This is a genomic window from Microbispora sp. CL1-1 (genome assembly GCF_012034195.1).
Lineage (GTDB): Bacteria > Actinomycetota > Actinomycetes > Streptosporangiales > Streptosporangiaceae > Microbispora.
Genome location: NZ_JAATEK010000034.1, coordinates 1 through 14712, shown reverse-complemented (window position 1 = coordinate 14712; position 14712 = coordinate 1). Strand labels below are relative to the sequence as shown.

14 protein-coding genes and 1 tRNA gene are annotated in these 14712 nt (G+C 70.6%); 12 read left to right on the top strand and 3 right to left on the bottom strand.

From position 1 onward, the window contains the following. Window positions 1-23 precede the first annotated feature (23 nt). The 3 genes from HCK04_RS30085 to HCK04_RS30075 are packed head-to-tail and all read left to right on the top strand — an operon-like array spanning window position 24 to window position 2398. On the top strand, window positions 24-1007 hold the full coding sequence (locus HCK04_RS30085) for a zinc-binding dehydrogenase (protein WP_142650745.1): 984 nt from the start codon (window positions 24-26) through the stop codon (window positions 1005-1007). A 54-nt stretch (window positions 1008-1061) separates the two neighbouring features. Beyond that, entirely contained in the window at window positions 1062-1391 is a 330-nt protein-coding gene (locus HCK04_RS30080) for a PadR family transcriptional regulator (protein ID WP_142571211.1), read from the top strand. Continuing rightward, window positions 1388-2398, top strand: coding sequence for a hypothetical protein (locus tag HCK04_RS30075; protein ID WP_142650744.1), 1011 nt, complete (start codon window positions 1388-1390; stop codon window positions 2396-2398). The genes HCK04_RS30080 and HCK04_RS30075 overlap by 4 nt, the downstream gene beginning before the upstream one ends. A gap of 96 nt (window positions 2399-2494) precedes the next feature. Here the strand turns inward: HCK04_RS30075 and HCK04_RS30070 are convergent, their stop codons facing one another. Continuing rightward, window positions 2495-3700 carry a cytochrome P450 gene (locus tag HCK04_RS30070; RefSeq protein ID WP_260617456.1) on the bottom strand — a complete coding sequence of 402 codons (1206 nt, stop codon included), beginning with the start codon at window positions 3698-3700 and terminating at the stop codon, window positions 2495-2497. Window positions 3701-3837: 137 nt separating this feature from the next. Between HCK04_RS30070 and HCK04_RS30065 the strand changes: the two genes are divergently transcribed. From HCK04_RS30065 to HCK04_RS30040, 6 genes are all read left to right on the top strand, one after another. Beyond that, window positions 3838-4641, top strand: coding sequence for a uracil-DNA glycosylase (locus HCK04_RS30065; protein ID WP_142650743.1), 804 nt, complete (start codon window positions 3838-3840; stop codon window positions 4639-4641). 170 nt (window positions 4642-4811) lie between these two features. After that, a complete protein-coding gene (locus tag HCK04_RS30060) occupies window positions 4812-6146 on the top strand; it encodes an NAD(P)/FAD-dependent oxidoreductase (RefSeq protein ID WP_142650742.1) in 1335 nt (444 codons plus the stop codon). A gap of 252 nt (window positions 6147-6398) precedes the next feature. After that, a tRNA-Leu gene (locus HCK04_RS30055) sits at window positions 6399-6471 on the top strand. Between the two features lie 536 nt (window positions 6472-7007). Then, a complete protein-coding gene (locus HCK04_RS30050) occupies window positions 7008-7673 on the top strand; it encodes a trypsin-like serine protease (protein ID WP_168066378.1) in 666 nt (221 codons plus the stop codon). A 56-nt stretch (window positions 7674-7729) separates the two neighbouring features. Next, on the top strand, window positions 7730-8536 hold the full coding sequence (locus HCK04_RS30045) for a Clp protease N-terminal domain-containing protein (RefSeq protein WP_142650740.1): 807 nt from the start codon (window positions 7730-7732) through the stop codon (window positions 8534-8536). Beyond that, entirely contained in the window at window positions 8533-9504 is a 972-nt protein-coding gene (locus HCK04_RS30040) for an asparaginase (protein ID WP_142650739.1), read from the top strand. Before HCK04_RS30045 ends, HCK04_RS30040 begins: the two co-directional genes overlap by 4 nt. Window positions 9505-9615: 111 nt before the next feature. On the opposite strand, the gene HCK04_RS30035 is transcribed toward HCK04_RS30040, so the two are convergent. Continuing rightward, window positions 9616-11121, bottom strand: coding sequence for an ATP-binding protein (locus HCK04_RS30035; protein WP_142650738.1), 1506 nt, complete (start codon window positions 11119-11121; stop codon window positions 9616-9618). Between the two features lie 398 nt (window positions 11122-11519). Between HCK04_RS30035 and HCK04_RS30030 the strand changes: the two genes are divergently transcribed. The 3 genes from HCK04_RS30030 to HCK04_RS30020 all read left to right on the top strand — a co-directional run bounded on the left by HCK04_RS30030 (window position 11520) and on the right by HCK04_RS30020 (window position 13309). Then, complete coding sequence (locus tag HCK04_RS30030) at window positions 11520-12305, top strand: Bax inhibitor-1/YccA family protein (protein WP_142650737.1); 786 nt, start codon at window positions 11520-11522, stop codon at window positions 12303-12305. A gap of 187 nt (window positions 12306-12492) precedes the next feature. Next, the gene (locus tag HCK04_RS30025) at window positions 12493-12711 is read left to right on the top strand and encodes a DUF4287 domain-containing protein (RefSeq protein WP_142619963.1); all 219 of its coding nucleotides are present in this window, start codon (window positions 12493-12495) and stop codon (window positions 12709-12711) included. A 187-nt stretch (window positions 12712-12898) separates the two neighbouring features. Next, window positions 12899-13309: a PPOX class F420-dependent oxidoreductase gene (locus HCK04_RS30020; protein WP_142650736.1), complete on the top strand. Its 411-nt coding sequence runs from the start codon at window positions 12899-12901 to the stop codon at window positions 13307-13309. A gap of 51 nt (window positions 13310-13360) precedes the next feature. Here the strand turns inward: HCK04_RS30020 and HCK04_RS30015 are convergent, their stop codons facing one another. Next, window positions 13361-14578, bottom strand: a complete 1218-nt coding sequence (locus HCK04_RS30015) for an acetyl-CoA C-acetyltransferase (protein ID WP_142650735.1) — start codon at window positions 14576-14578, stop codon at window positions 13361-13363. Window positions 14579-14712 lie beyond the last annotated feature (134 nt).

Genomic DNA, 14712 nt, shown 5'->3' with positions numbered 1-14712 from the left:
GAACGTCGAAAAAGGAGTGGGTCATGCGGGCACTGGTGATGACGGGGCCGTCGCACGGGTCGGATCTGACCGAGATCGCGGACATGCCGGTGCCGGAGCCCGGCGCGGACGAGGTGTCCATCGACGTCTCCTTCGCGGGCGTCAACTTCATCGACGTGATGGCGCGCAGGGGAGACCCGGGCTACGTCACGGCCTGGCCGTACGTGCCGGGCAAGGAGGTGGCGGGCACCGTGCGCCGGGTGGGCCCAGGCGTCTCCGGTCTCGTGCCGGGGCAGCGGGTGGCCGCCTTCACCCCGTCCGGCGGTCTTGCCGAGGTGGCCGTGGCGTCCGCCGCTCTCACCGTGCCGCTGCCGGACGGCGTGCCCTCCCCCCTCGCCGCGGCCGCCCCGCTGATGCTGACGAGCGCGTTGCTGCTGCTCACCGACGCGGCCAGGTTCGGCGCGGGAGAGAGTGTGCTCGTGCACTCCGCGAGCGGCGGCGTCGGGTCGGCCGTGGCCCGTCTGGTGCCCGCGCTCGGCGGAGGACGGCTCATCGGCACCGTGGGCCGGGCGGACAAGACCGAGGCGGCCCGGTCGGCCGGCTACGACACGGTGGTCGTCCGCGACGAGGGGGCGGGCGCCGCCATCCGGGCCGCCGCGCCCGAGGGCGTGGACGTCGTCCTCGACCCGCTCGGCGTCGAGCTGCTCGAACTCGACCTGGAGGTCACCGGGCCCGGCGGCAGGATCGTGCTGTTCGGCAACGCAGGAGGCGGTGAGGTGTCCCCGTTGCCGCCCCACCCTCGCCTGATGCGCGGCAACGTGGGGATCGTCGGCTTCAGCGCCAGCGCCCTCACCGTGAACGCGCCGCACCGGATCGCGCGGGGCCTGCGCCGCGTGCTGGACCTGGTCGCGGAGGGCCGGCTGGACGTGCCGGTGACCGTGATCGACTCTCTCGGCGAGGTGCCCGGCGTCCACCAACTGCTCGCCGACGGCCGGGGCAGCGGCAAGTACGTCGTCCGGATCGCGTGAGGGTCGCACAGAAGATCTTGCCACTATTGCGCATTGCGGAGTACCGTGCTTTGCGTGGACAGTAGCCAGCTCCTCAAAGGGGTTCTCGACCTGGCGGTCCTGGCGGTGCTCGCCGAGCGCGACAGTTACGGATACGACGTCGTACGCCGTCTGCGCGAGGCGGGGCTGGAGGACGTCGGCGACGCCTCGGTGTACGGGACGCTGCGGCGGCTCTTCAAGGCCGGAGCGCTCACCTCCTATGTGGTCGCCTCCGACGAGGGGCCGCACCGCAAGTACTACGGCCTGAACGACGTGGGCCGCTCACTCCTCCAGACCTCGGCGAAGACCTGGACGTCGTTCGCCGCCACCATGAACGACCTGCTCAAGGAGGTCGATCCGGGATGACTCCCCCAACGACGCCCCCGATGACGCCCCAGGACTACGCCGCCGCCGTACGCGCGGCGCTCGCCGATCTCCCCGCCGGGGACAGGGACGCGCTGCTGGAGGACCTGGACGAGCATCTCGCCGAGGTCGCCGCCGAGCCGGGCATGTCGCTGGAGGAGCGCCTCGGCAGCCCCGAGGCGTACGCGGCCGAGCTGCGGGCCGCCTATGGCGGGCGGCCGTCGGACGGCGGCTCCTCGCTGGGCGGGCGGCTGCGCGAGCGCGTGAGCGGTGCGGTCCGGCGCGTCCACACGCGGCTGCTCGTGCTCCCGCCCTACCGGCAGGCCGCCGCTTTCGCCCCGGAGCTGCGCCCCGCCTGGTGGGTGCTGCGGGGCTACGCCATCGCGCTCGCCGTGCTCGCGCCGATCAGCGCCCCCGGGCTGATCCCCGGCGACATCCCCGCCTGGGTGTTCACGCTCGCGGTCGTCTGGGGATCGGTGTGGCTGGGCCGGCGGGGCCGCGCGCGAGCATCGCGCTGGGGCCGCGTGCTGCTGCTCGGAGCCAACCTGGTGGCCGCGGTGCTCGTGATCACGGCGATGGCCGACGTGCCGGGCACGCCGTCGCGCGACGTGGCCTTCGACTACGGCCCCCGGCCGGAGGGCCTGGGCGTGCGGGTGGAGAACGTGTCCTCCTTCGGCGGGGAGGTCACCAACATCTTCCCGTACGCGGCGGACGGGACGCCGCTGCACGACGTCCGGCTCTACGACCAGGACGGCGACCCGATCATGCTGGATCCGGGCTTCGACCAGGAGATCGTCATCCCCTGCGACGGGGAGCCGCCCATCCGCAACGCCTACCCGCTGCCGCTGCGGCCCTCGGACGACCGTCCCGGACGGGCCGCCCGTGGACCGGCCGCCCGTGGGCTGGAGCCCACGTGCACGCCCACCACCCCGGCGCCCACGGACACCGCGACGCCTTCCGCGTCGCCGTCGCCATCTTCCGAGCCGTCGGCCACGCCGTCCCGCCGATAGTCCCGGCTCCGCCCCGTCCAGTCTCAGCCGTCCCGGCTCCGGCCGTAAGGTCCGAGCCGTAAGGTCCGAGCCGTACGGCCGGAGCCGGGCGGGGCGTCAGCCGTGCAGGCGGACGGGCAGCGAGAACAGTCCGCGCATGATGGCGCTGGGCCACCAGCGCAGCTCGGCGGGGTCGGCGGCGAGGGCCAGATCGGGGAAGCGTTCGAGCACCCGGCCGATCGCGGCCTCCCCCTCCACCTTGGCCAGGGCCGCGCCGACGCAATAGTGGGGCCCCCGGCCGAAGGCGAGGTGCGGTTCGCCGACCCGGCCGGGGGAGAACGCGTCCGGGTCGGCGAACGCCGCCGGGTCCCGGTTGGCCGCGAGCAGCGAGACGAGGATGGGCTCGCCGGGCAGCATCTCCTGGCCGCCGATCACCACGGGCTCGGTGGGAAAGCGCCAGGTGGCGTTCCGTACGGGACCGTCGTAACGCAGCATCTCGTCGATGAAGTCCGGCAGCCGGGAGAGATCGGCGCGCAGGACCGCCGCCTGGGCGGGGTGCCGCAGCAGCGCGAGCAGGCCGTTGCCGATCAGCGCCACGGTCGTCTCGTGGCCCGCGATCAGCAGCAGGAACGCGGTGGAGGTCAGCTCGTCCTTGTCGATCTCGCCCTGGTTGGACCGGCGTACGAGATCGGTGAGCAGGTCGTCGCCCGGCCGGGAGCGCTTGAACTCGACCAGGTCGCCCAGGAAGATCTCCAGGGCGTCGGTGGCGCGGGCGATCTCCTCCACCTCGGACGCCGCCGCCGAGTCGATGACAGAGGCGTGCCGGTGGAAGGTGGCCCGGTCCTCCTCGGGCACGCCGAGCAGGTCGCAGATGATCGTGATCGGCAGGGGATAGGCGAGACCGGAGATCAGGTCCGTCTCCGGGCCGTCGAGGCGGTCGAGCAGCGCGTCGGTCACCTCCAGCGCCCGCGTCCGCAGCCCCGCCATCCGCCGGGGGGTGAAGGCCCCGCTCACCAGCCGCCGCAGCCGCGCGTGGTCGGCGCCGTCGGCGTTGATCATGTGGCGGGCGAGCCCGGGCCGGTGGTCCAGAGGCAGGCCGAGAGAGGCGGCCCGCCATTCGGGCGAGCCGGCCGCCGGGTCCTTGGCGAGGGCGGGATGGGTCAGCGCGGTCACGGCGTCCTCGTACCGCGTGACCAGCCATGCCTCGCAGCCGGGCAGCGGCACGCGGGTCACCGGCGCGTTCCGGCGCAGCCAGTCGTAGGCGGGGTAGGGATCGGCGTCGAACGCCGGGCCGAACAGCGGGGGGCATGAGTCGATGGACACGGGCCCTACGTACCCATCTCCGGCACGACGGAAAAGATCGGAATCTTTCCCGGCATGACCGCTTCGTGACACGCGCCGGCGCCGCGAAGCCCGCTTCCCGGCGGACGCACATTTTCTGACCTGGCACGATCGGTGTCATGAGCTTCGTTCCTCCCGGTTCCGGCCGGCCGGGTGACCCCGCGTCCCCGGACACCCCCGTCGCCCACGACGCCCACGAGGTCGCCAAACTGGCCGCGGAGAGCCGTACGCTGGCCGAACTGACCGCCAGGCAGTCGGTGTGCCGCGCCTGCCCGCGCCTCGTCAAGTGGCGGGAGGAGGTCGCCGACGTCAAACGGCGGGCGTTCGCCGATGAGACCTACTGGGGACGCCCGATCGCGGGCTGGGGCGACGAGGCGCCGCACACGCTCATCGTCGGGCTCGCGCCCGCCGCGCACGGCGGCAACAGAACCGGCCGGATCTTCACCGGCGACCGCAGCGGCGACTGGCTGTTCGCGTCGCTGTACCGCACCGGGTTCGCCGTGCAGGAGACCAGCGTCCACGCGGGCGACGGGCAGCGGCTGATCGGCGCCCGGATGATGGCGGCGGTCCGGTGCGCCCCGCCCGCCAACAAGCCCACCCCGGAGGAGCGCGACACCTGCCTCCCCTGGCTCGCCAGGGAGCTCGCGCTCGTGGCGGGCACGACCCGGGTGATCGTGGCACTCGGCGGTTTCGCCTGGCAGGCGGTGTGGCCCGCGCTGCGCGAGGCCGGGTTCACGCTGCCGCGCCGCAGGCCGCCGTTCGGTCACGCGGTGGAGGTGCCGCTCTCCTACGGCGAGGCACCGGTCACGCTCATCGGCTGCTACCACCCGAGCCAGCAGAACACCTTCACCGGCCGGGTCACCGCGGACATGCTCGACGCGGTCTTCGCCCGCGCCGCCGCACTGGGCAAGGCGACCTTGTGAACCATTTCACGAGTGTGAAGTCGATCACTTCGGGAAGATTGCAGGAATTTTTCCAAGAAATGACGTCAAGAGATGACGGAGTGGGGAAAATCACTGGACCTTCGGCCCTGGCGGAATGGTGCGGTTGCCAATCCGTGACGTAAGCTTGTGAATGCTTTCACAAGGAGGGCATCGTGGCAGACCGCAACTGGAAGCACGTCGTCATCGTCGGCGGTGGATACGTGGGCCTCTACACGGCTCTGCGGCTCCAGCGCACGCTCCGCCGTGAGCTGCGCAACGGCAGCGTGCGGATCACGCTGATCGACCCGCAGTCGTACATGACCTACCAGCCGTTCCTCCCCGAGGCGGCGGCCGGCAACATCTCGCCGCGCCACGTCGTGGCCCCGCTGCGCCGGGTGCTGCCCAAGGTGCGCATCCTCAACGGCAAGGTCTCCAAGGTGCACCACGAGGCGCGCACGCTGACCTTCGAGCCCGCCGCGGGCCAGTCCCGTGAGATCGAGTACGACGTCGTCGTCATGGCGGCCGGCTCGATCTCGCGTACGCTGCCGATCCCCGGCCTGGAGGACGCGGCCATCGGCTTCAAGACCGTCGGCGAGGCCATCGCGCTGCGCAACCGGGTGCTGGCCCTCCTCGACCGCGCCGAGTCGAGCGACGATGAGGACGTGCGCCGCCGCGCGCTGACCTTCGTCGTGGTCGGCGGCGGCTTCGCGGGCATCGAGGCCCTCGCCGAGCTCGAAGACATGACCGACGACGCGGTCAACTACTACCCGAGCATCGACAAGAAGGACCTGCGCTGGGTCCTGATCGAGGCGTCCGACCGCATCCTGCCGGAGGTCGGCCCAGAGATGGGCGAGTGGACCGCCGAGCAGCTGCGCGAGCGCGGCATCGAGCTCAAGATGAAGACGTTCCTCCAGTCGTGCGAGGGCGGTCTGGTCAAGACCTCCGACGGCGACGAGTTCGAGTCGGCCACGATCGTGTGGACCGCCGGCGTGAAGCCGAGCCCGATCGTCAACTCCACCGACCTGCCGCTCGACGAGCGCGGCCGGATCAAGACCACCACGCGCCTGACCGTCGCGGGCGTCAAGGGCGCCTTCGCCGCCGGTGACATCGCGGGCGTGCCCGACGTGACCAACCCCGGACAGTACTGCGCGCCCAACGCCCAGCACGCCGTACGGCAGGCGAAGGTCCTCGGCGACAACATCACGGCCTACCTGCGCGGGCAGAAGCTGGCGGACTACCGGCACAAGTACGCCGGGTCGGTCGCCGGGCTCGGCCTCTACCGGGGCGTCGCGAACGTCTACGGCGTGAAGCTGCGCGGCTTCCCCGCCTGGTTCATGCACCGCACCTACCACCTGTCGCGGGTCCCCACGGTCAACCGGAAGGTCCGCGTGGTGATGGACTGGACGCTCTCGCTGTTCTTCAAGCGGGAGACGATCTCCCTCGGCGAGATCGAGCACCCGCGCGACGAGTTCCGGGCGGCCGCGAAGAGCGGCGTCAAGCGCTGATCCGCCCGGCGCGGACGGCTCGGCGGACGACCTCGGAACACGCACACGGCCCGGCGGCCCACCCGCCGGGCCGTCGCGTCTTCCTGTGCTCTGACATGCTGGTGTGGTGGACGGGGGAGAAGGTGCGGACGGTCTCCAGGACCTTGACCGGCCGGCTCCCAGGCGTGCCGTTCACGCGCTGTGGAAAGGGGGACAAGCCGCGTAAGACGTAACTTGCTTACAGAGGAGTGATCCGTGACATATGATCGCGGCGCCCCCGTAGCCCAATGGCAGAGGCAAGCCCCTTAAAAGGGCTGTGGTGTGGGTTCGAGTCCCACCGGGGGCACAGAGCGCCGCCTCGACCAATCAGCCCCGTGACCTGGGGGAGCGCGGTCACGGGCCGATCGTAGCTGTTCCGGTTGACTACGGCCGAACGCGAACGTCCACGGGAAGCCGTGCCCCCGGCATGCCCGTGGTGTGCCCGCGACATCACTCCTCGCCCAGCCCGCCGGCGCTGCACCCCTGTGGATCCCGCCCGCGCCGGGTTCCGCCGTGTGGTCGGCGGAGGAGTGGGACGGCCTCTCGGGCTCTCTTGCCGGGCACGAGCCACTTGCGATTCGGATGCCGAGGTAAGCGGCTCGGGCCGCTCAGTCTTTTGACTAGTGGGGTGGGAGTCGCCCGTGGGGCGAGCGTGCGGGAAGTCCTGATCTGGCGGCCGGTAGATTTTTCTCGTCCTATTTGTCATAGAGAGTCCATGCTCGGATACATTCGGGCATGCGTTTTGTCCTTTTTGTCATGGTTCTGGTGGGTTTGGTGGTCGGTATCGCCTTGCCCGCGTCGGCCATCACCCATGGCTCGGCAGACAATGGCGATCACCCGGAAGTGGGCGCCCTCATCGGGAATGAGCCGGAGAGCGACGGCACGTGGGCGTACTGCACCGGCACCCTCATCTCGCCGAACGTCTTCCTCACGGCCGCCCACTGCGGGCACAAGGGCCAGAAGACCGCCCGGGTCTCCTTCGCCGACCACTACCAGCCCGGCGAGAAGCTCTACACCGGTCGCTTCGTGCCCGACTCGCGATACAAGGGCGACGCCTATGATCTGGCGGTCGTGATCTTCCCGGCGCCCGTCGAGGGCATCGCGCCGGCCAAGCTGCCCTCGCTGGGCCTGCTCGACCAGCTCAAGGCCGACGGCACCCTGCAGACCGCGCGCTTCACCCCGGTCGGGTACGGCTCGGTGGAGCCCACGAAGAAGCGGGACGGGAACGGATGGCGCTACCACTACACCGACACGCGCAGCCAGACCTCGATCTCCTTCAAGAGCCTGGGCGCCAGGTGGCTCGACCTGATGCCGTCCTCGCGTGACGAGGGTGGAACCTGCTACGGCGACTCCGGCGGCCCCAACTTCCTGGGCGGCCCCGACTCGAACCTGCTCGTGGCCACGACGATCAGCGGCGTGGACGACGCCTGCAAGACGACCAACGTCGACTACCGGCTGGACATCCCCGAGGTGCGGGCGTTCCTCGGCAAGTACGTCACGCTCCCCTGACGCCGCTTTCGCGGTTGGGGGTAGATGTATAACCCCAATGGGGGTATGAATGATGCATGCCTAAGATCAACGTGTACCTGCCGGATGATCTGGCGGAGGCGGTCAAGGACGCGGCGCTTCCAGTGTCCGCGATCTGCCAGCGGGCGCTGGAGCAGGCGGTCCGCCGCGTGAGCGCCATCCGCGAGAGCATCCTCGGCGACTTCGAGATCGACGACCCCCGGTTGTCGCACTTCACGCCCAGGACCCGCGCCGTCTTCCGGCTGGCGCTGGAACAGGCCCGGGCCGAGAACGCCGCCGGCATCGGCACCGAGCACCTGCTCGCCGCGATGCTGGCCGAGGGGCGGAACCTCGCCCTGCATGTGCTGCGGGCCATGGAGGTCGAGCCTGCTCTGATCGAGCGCGACCTCGCGGCCCGCCGCCCGTCCGCACCCACCGGACCGGACCAGTCCGGGGACGAGGGGACGCCGAAGGATGGCCCGAGCCGGTTCGACGCGCATGCGGCCAACGCCCTCGAACTGGCGGTCACCGAGGCCCATGCCCTGGGGCACAACTACATCGGGTGCGAGCATCTGCTGCTCGGCCTGGTCGCCGAGCCCGACGGCATCGGCGGGCAGGTGCTGCGCGAGCGGGGCGCCGAGCCACGCCTCACGCGGCGCGCGGTCGTGGCGGCGCTCGCAGGCTACGTCCACCTCCGAGCCCAGGCACAGGACGCCTCCGCGTCCCAGAGCACGGCCCAGGCTTCTTCTCAGAGCGCCGTGCAGGCGGTGGCGGCGGTCGTCCGTCAGGAGATCGCTCCGCTCATGCGGCGCATCGAGCGGCTCGAACAGCACGCCGGAGTCGCCGCCGAGGACGGCGCGGCGTGAGCGGACGCGTGCTGCTGGTGGCGACGGGCGACGTCATGGCGTACGCCCGTCGCACGGGCCGCCCGGGGCTCGCGACGGCCGCCGACCTGCTGGCGGCCATCCCCGGGAATCCCGGCGTGGAGGTCGTGACCGAGGACGTGCAGGCCGAGCCGAGCTGGGACACCTCGGCCTCCACCATGCTGCGGCTGGCCCGGCGGGTGCGTACGGCCCTGCTGGACGAGGGGTTCGACGGCGTGGTCGTCACCCACGGCCTGGACACGATCGAGGAGACGGCCTTCCTCGCGGACCTGCTCGCGGGCCCCGCCGCTCCGCGCGGCGGCATCGTGCTGACCGGCGCCGTACGCGGGCTGGACGAGCTGTCGAGCGACGGCCCGCGCAACCTCGCGTCGTCCCTGGCCGCGGCGGCCGACCCGGCTCTTCGCGGAGTCGGCGCGGTGGTCTGCGCGAACGACGAACTGCACGCGGCCCGCTGGGTCACGATGGCCGACGCCACGAGCGTGGCTGCCCTCTCGTCCGCCCCCGAGCCGATCCTCGGCCGGGTGGTGGACGGCCGGGTCGAGATGACGGCGACGCCGCCACCACGGCCCCCGGCCGCGCGGGGAGAGCCGGAGACGAACGTCGCGCTGATCAAGACATATCCGGAGATGGATCCGGTGATCGTCACGTCCGTCGTGGACGCCGGAGCCAGGGGTGTCGTGCTGGAGGGCACCGGCGCCGGGAACGTCCCGATCACCCTGTACGCGACCCTCAGCGAGCTGGCGGAGTGGGACATCCCCGTGGTGATCGCCTCGCGGTGCCGCACCCGGCCGGCCGCGCTGGAGGACCTCCCGCTCGGCCTGGGGCTGGCCGGCAAGGTCGGCGCCATCGGGGCGCGCGGCCTGGCTCCGGCGAAGGCCAGGTATGCCCTGATGGTGGCGCTCGGCGGGGGTGGGCGGCACGCCGTACGCGACTGGTTCGCCCGCCTCTGACCACCGTCAGACGCGCCGCTCATGCACCACCGTCAGACGCGCTGTTCGCGCACCGCTGTCAGGCGTGCTGCTCCGCGCACCGCTGTCAGGCGTGTCGCTCGTGCACCGCGGTCAGGAGCGCCGATCGTGCACCGGCGTAAGGGCGTCCGTCATCCGCGACGGCTCGGCGTACGTGCCGCCGCCGCCGGTGATCGCGGCCTGCGAAGGTGGGGCGTCGGTGTTCGAGGGGCAGCCGGAGACCGGCAGGCGCAGCACGAACATGGCGCCGCGGTACGCCGACTCGGTCGCCACCAGGGTGCCGCAGTGGGCACGGGCGATGTCGCGGGCGATGGCCAGGCCGAGCCCGGTGCCCCCGCGGCCCCGGCTACGCGCCGTGTCCGACCTGGCGAACCGCTCGAAGATCCGCTCCCGTTCGGACACCGGCACGCCGGGACCGTCGTCGCTGACCGACAGCTCGACGAAGCCGTCGTCGCGCCGGAGCTCGATCTCGACCAGGCTCCTGGCGTGCCGCTGCGCGTTGTCGAGCAGGTTGGTCAGCAGACGGGCGAGGTGGCGCGGCGCGGCGTGCATCCTCACCCCGTCCGCCAGCCGGAGACGCACCGGTATCCGATCGGTCCGGCGGGCGACCTCGTCCCTGACCAGCACGGACAGGTCCACAGGTTTGCGGCCCGGGGCCGTCGCCCCCACCTTCGCCAGCAGGAGCAGGTCGTCGATGATCGCTTCCAGCCGCCCCACGTCGAGCAGCGCGTCCCTGAGCAGTGACCGCAGATCGGTCTCGTCGGGGTGAAGCTGCGCCTCCTCCAGTTGCGCGCGCAGGCCGGCGAGCGGAGTGCGCAGCTCGTGGGAGGCGTCCGCGGCGAACTCGCGCTGCCGCCGCAGCGCCCGCTCGGTCGTGATCTTCGCCTGCTCGATGCGGGCGAGCGTGCTGTTCACCGTGCGGGCGAGCCGCGCGATCTCGTCGTCGCCGACCGGTTCGGGCACCCGGGTGTCCAGATCGTTCACGTTGACGGCGGCCAGGTCGCTGCGGATGGCCTCGACCGGGCGCAGGGTGCGTCCGGCCACCTTCCAGGCGGCCCAGGCGGTGAGCAGTACGAGCACGGTGACCTCCGCGGTGAAGAGCAGATCGAACATTCCGACGGGCGTGAAGCCGTCGATGGGGCGTCCCGCGTACACCACGGGGGAGTGGGGCCCCGGCATCATCCGCAGCGCCGACAGGCGCAGGCAGCCGAGCCCGTCGTGCGTGCAGGTCTGGAGGTCCTGCATCGGATCGGCCTCCGACGGCCAGAAGGACGTCAGCGGCGGCCTGCCCCGGGCCGCCGGTGACGCGGAGAGAACACGGTGATCGGGAGCCACCACCTGGACCAAATTGATCCCGGCCACCTGCGGGGTGATGTCGTCGTGGACCTGACCCGTACGCCACGCGGCGGCCGTGAGCGCCGCTTCCTGCCGGGCGTCGAGCGAGACGGAGGTGGCGAACGCCTGCCGGGCCAACAGGCTGCCCAGGATCCCGGTGGGGATCAGCAGCAGGATGGCAAGCGCCGTGACGAGGACGGTGATGCGTCCTCGGATGGATTCAGGTCGGAGTCTTCGTAAGAACGCTGGGCCCCTGACGTACATTGCCGTCCTCCTCGCGATGACATTCCCAGCGGCACAGGCGACGGTCGTGTGGCTCTCCGGTGGCGAAGTGACCGGACGGGATGCCGCGCCTGTGAGGTTCGGAATAGGCTCGCAACGGCAGGCGGAGTGATCGCTGTGGCGTTCTGCCTGGTCAGGCCGCTACTTCTCGGCTCCGCACCAGGTTAGCAACGAGACTTGAAGGGCTCAAGTAAAGGAAGCATTCAAGAAACTTATGCCGTCGGCGTCTGATGTCGCCGCCGCCGGGAACTCGCCGGAGATCCTGCTCGTTGCCACTGCGGTGGAGTGGCGCTCCCACTTGTAGGGGCACCGCTCCTCGGGCACCATCCCCACTAGGCCGCGCAGCGGCTGATCGGTGAGTCGCGTCCTGGAGGAAGCGAATGGAGAGCAAGAACCCCATATTCAGTCGGCGCGGGGCGGCTGGTCAGCAAGCGTGGGCCGGTCCGGCGCCCAGCGTGGACCAGCTGAACCAGATGTACGCCGCCCCCGCGTACGCTCCCCCGTCGGCGCGGGCCATGACGATCGACGACGTCGTGGTGCGCGGCTTCACGACCCTCGGCACGCTCGTCGTCTCGGCCGCCCTGGCCTGGTACTTCAACGTCGGCTGGGGGCTCGCGGCGCCGGCGATGATCGTGGGCCTGATCCTCGGGCTCATCGTCTCTTTCCGGCAGAGCACGAATCCCGCGCTGATCCTCGGCTACTCCGTCTGCTACGGCATCGCCATCGGCGTGCTGAGCCACATGTACGACTATGTCTACAACGGCATCGTCCTGCAGGCCGTGCTCGGCACCATGGTGGCCTTCGGCGGCACGCTGGCCGTGTACGCCCTGAAGATCTTCCGGCCGACGCCGAAGTTCGGCAAGTTCGTGATCGCCGCCGCGTTCGGCGCGATCGGCCTCATGCTGATCAACTGGATCGCGAGCATCTTCGTCACCGGCGGCCTGGGCCTGCGCACCGACAGCCCCATCGGCTGGATCTTCAGCATCGGCATGATCCTGCTCGGCTGCTTCTTCCTGCTGCTCGACTTCAGTGAGATCGAGCATGGGGTGCGGGCCGGCGTGCCGGAGCGCTACTCGTGGCTGATGGCGTTCGGCCTGACCCTGAGCCTCGTGTGGCTCTACCTGGAGATCCTCCGCTTCATCAGCTACTTCACGAACAACGACTAGCCGTACGAAGCGAAAGGGCGCCGTTCCTGCCGGAGCGGCGCCCTTTTAATGGGCTATATCAGGATCTGGTGATCAGTTCCGTAATTTTCGATCAACATCCTGTAACAAATCAATGCCAGCGAGGGCTTGTCAAGCGCGGACCGGTGATGCACTGTGACACAAAGCAGCCTTTTCCGTGGAGGTGCCCATGTCGTTGAACCACTCACCGGAGACCCAGACCAAGCTGATCGCCCGCGTCCCGTCCATAACCGGGCGCGACCTCCCAGAGTGGTTCGAAGCCATCGACAACGGCCCGTCGTTCCTACGCTGTGAAGAGCGGGCCAACTGGCTCGCCGACGAGCACGGGCTGAGCCACGGCTACGCCGCCGCCATCGTCCTCGAGCACGAGCGGCGCCGTCGCTTCTAGACCGCAGCGCGGGAGGCGGCAGTGACGTCCCGCGCACACAGGACTTACGAGCATCACGAGCACAGCATCACGAGCACGGCACCACGAGCCCAGCACGCAGGCAGGGAGGCTCAGCTCAGGAAGCGGACTACCGTCCCCGAAGGCAGCACGCGCCCGCACCGGTCCGGTGCGGGCGCATCATTGTTGTATGGATCTCGACAAGGCGCGTGAGTTCGTCAGGAGCAATCACCGAGCGGTCATGCTGACCCGCCATCCGGACGGCCGGCCGCAGACCTCCCCGGTGACCGTCGGCTGCGACAAGGACGGCTACATCGTCATCAGCAGCCGCGAGACGGCCGTCAAGACCCGCAATCTGCGGGAGAACCCCGAGGTCGTGCTCACCGTGATGACCGACGCCTTCTACGGCCAGTGGATGCAGATCGAGGGCGTCGCCCAGGTCGTCTCGCTGCCGGACGCGATGGAGCACCTGGTGCGGTACTACCGCGACATCAGCGGCGAGCACCCGGACTGGGACGACTACCGCGACGCCATGATCCGGGAGAAGCGAGTGATCATCCGGGTCGAGCCCACGCGGGCCGGCCCCGACTTCCACGGCTGAGGAGCCCACGCCGGTCCCGGCTCCGGCCCGGACCGGCGTGAATTCCGCCGATCAGGACAGCCGCTCCAGCACCATCGCCATGCCCTGCCCGCCGCCGACGCACATCGTCTCCAGCCCGATCGACTTGTCGTGGAACCGGAGGCTGTTGACCAGCGTGGAGGTGATGCGGGCGCCGGTCATGCCGAAGGGGTGCCCCACCGCGATGGCGCCGCCGTTCACGTTGAGCCGCTCGATGTCGATGCCCAGCTCCTGGTAGGAGGGGATCACCTGGGCCGCGAACGCCTCGTTGATCTCGACCAGGTCGACGTCGCCGATCGACATGCCCGCGCGGGCGAGGGCCTGCCGCGACGCCTCGATCGGGCCGAGCCCCATGATCTCCGGGGACAGGCCGGTGACGCCGGTCGACACGATCCGGGCGAGCGGCGTGATGCCCAGCTCGGCGGCCTTGGTGTCGCTCATGACGACCACCGCGGCGGCGCCGTCGTTCAGCGGGCAGCAGTTGCCCGCCGTCACCGTGCCGTCCGGCCGGAAGACCGGCTTGAGCTGCGAGACCGCCTCGTACGTCGTGCCGGCCCGCGGGCCGTCGTCCTTGCTCACCACGCTGCCGTCGGGGAGCGTCACCGGGGTGATGTCGCTCTCCCAGAAGCCGTTGGCGATGGCCTTCTCCGCGAGGTTCTGCGAGCGCACGCCGAACTCGTCCTGCTCGCGCCGCGAGACGCCCTTCAGCGCCGCGACGTTCTCGGCCGTCTGACCCATGGCGATGTAGACGTCCGGCAGCGCGCCGTCCTCGCGCGGGTCGTGCCACACCGGCGCGCCGCCCTTGGCGGTCTCCTCCGTACGCGCCTTCGCCTCGTCGAACAGCGGGTTCTGCGCCTGGGGCATGTCGGAGCTGCCGTTCACGAAGCGGGAGACGGTCTCGACACCGGCCGAGATGAACACGTCGCCCTCGCCCGCCTTGATGGCGTGGAACGCCATCCGCGTCGTCTGCAGGGAGGAGGAGCAGTAGCGCGTCACCGTGGTGCCCGGCACGTTGTCGAGCCCCAGCATCACCGCGACCACACGTCCCAGGTTGTGGCCCTGCTCGCCCCCGGGGAGCCCACAGCCCAGCATGAGGTCGTCGACGTCGTTCGGGTCGAGCTGCGGCACCTTCGCCAGCGCGGCGCGGACCATCTGCACGGTCAGGTCGTCCGGGCGGATGTCCTTGAGTGACCCCTTGAAGGCGCGGCCGATCGGCGACCGCGCGGTCGCCACGATGACTGCCTCGGGCATGTGACTCTCCTGCCTGATCTCGTGCCCCTCCACACGGGGTTCCGGGGGGCCTCCTCACCGGAGGTTACCCCTCGGTACGCCGCCCGCCACGCCCCAGGCCCCACTCAACAGAATTTTGTACTACTGCACAGTGC

Excerpts from the sequence above, each read along its gene's own strand:
- HCK04_RS30045 (WP_142650740.1), top strand. The coding sequence starts at position 7,730 with ATGCCTAAGATCAACGTGTACCTGCCGGATGATCTGGCGGAGGCGGTC.
- HCK04_RS30025 (WP_142619963.1), top strand. The coding sequence starts at position 12,493 with ATGTCGTTGAACCACTCACCGGAGACCCAGACCAAGCTGATCGCCCGC.
- HCK04_RS30035 (WP_142650738.1), bottom strand. The coding sequence starts at position 11,121 with ATGTACGTCAGGGGCCCAGCGTTCTTACGAAGACTCCGACCTGAATCC.
- HCK04_RS30015 (WP_142650735.1), bottom strand. The coding sequence starts at position 14,578 with ATGCCCGAGGCAGTCATCGTGGCGACCGCGCGGTCGCCGATCGGCCGC.
- HCK04_RS30030 (WP_142650737.1), top strand. The coding sequence starts at position 11,520 with ATGGAGAGCAAGAACCCCATATTCAGTCGGCGCGGGGCGGCTGGTCAG.
- HCK04_RS30075 (WP_142650744.1), top strand. The coding sequence starts at position 1,388 with ATGACTCCCCCAACGACGCCCCCGATGACGCCCCAGGACTACGCCGCC.
- HCK04_RS30065 (WP_142650743.1), top strand. The coding sequence starts at position 3,838 with ATGAGCTTCGTTCCTCCCGGTTCCGGCCGGCCGGGTGACCCCGCGTCC.
- HCK04_RS30020 (WP_142650736.1), top strand. The coding sequence starts at position 12,899 with ATGGATCTCGACAAGGCGCGTGAGTTCGTCAGGAGCAATCACCGAGCG.
- HCK04_RS30085 (WP_142650745.1), top strand. The coding sequence starts at position 24 with ATGCGGGCACTGGTGATGACGGGGCCGTCGCACGGGTCGGATCTGACC.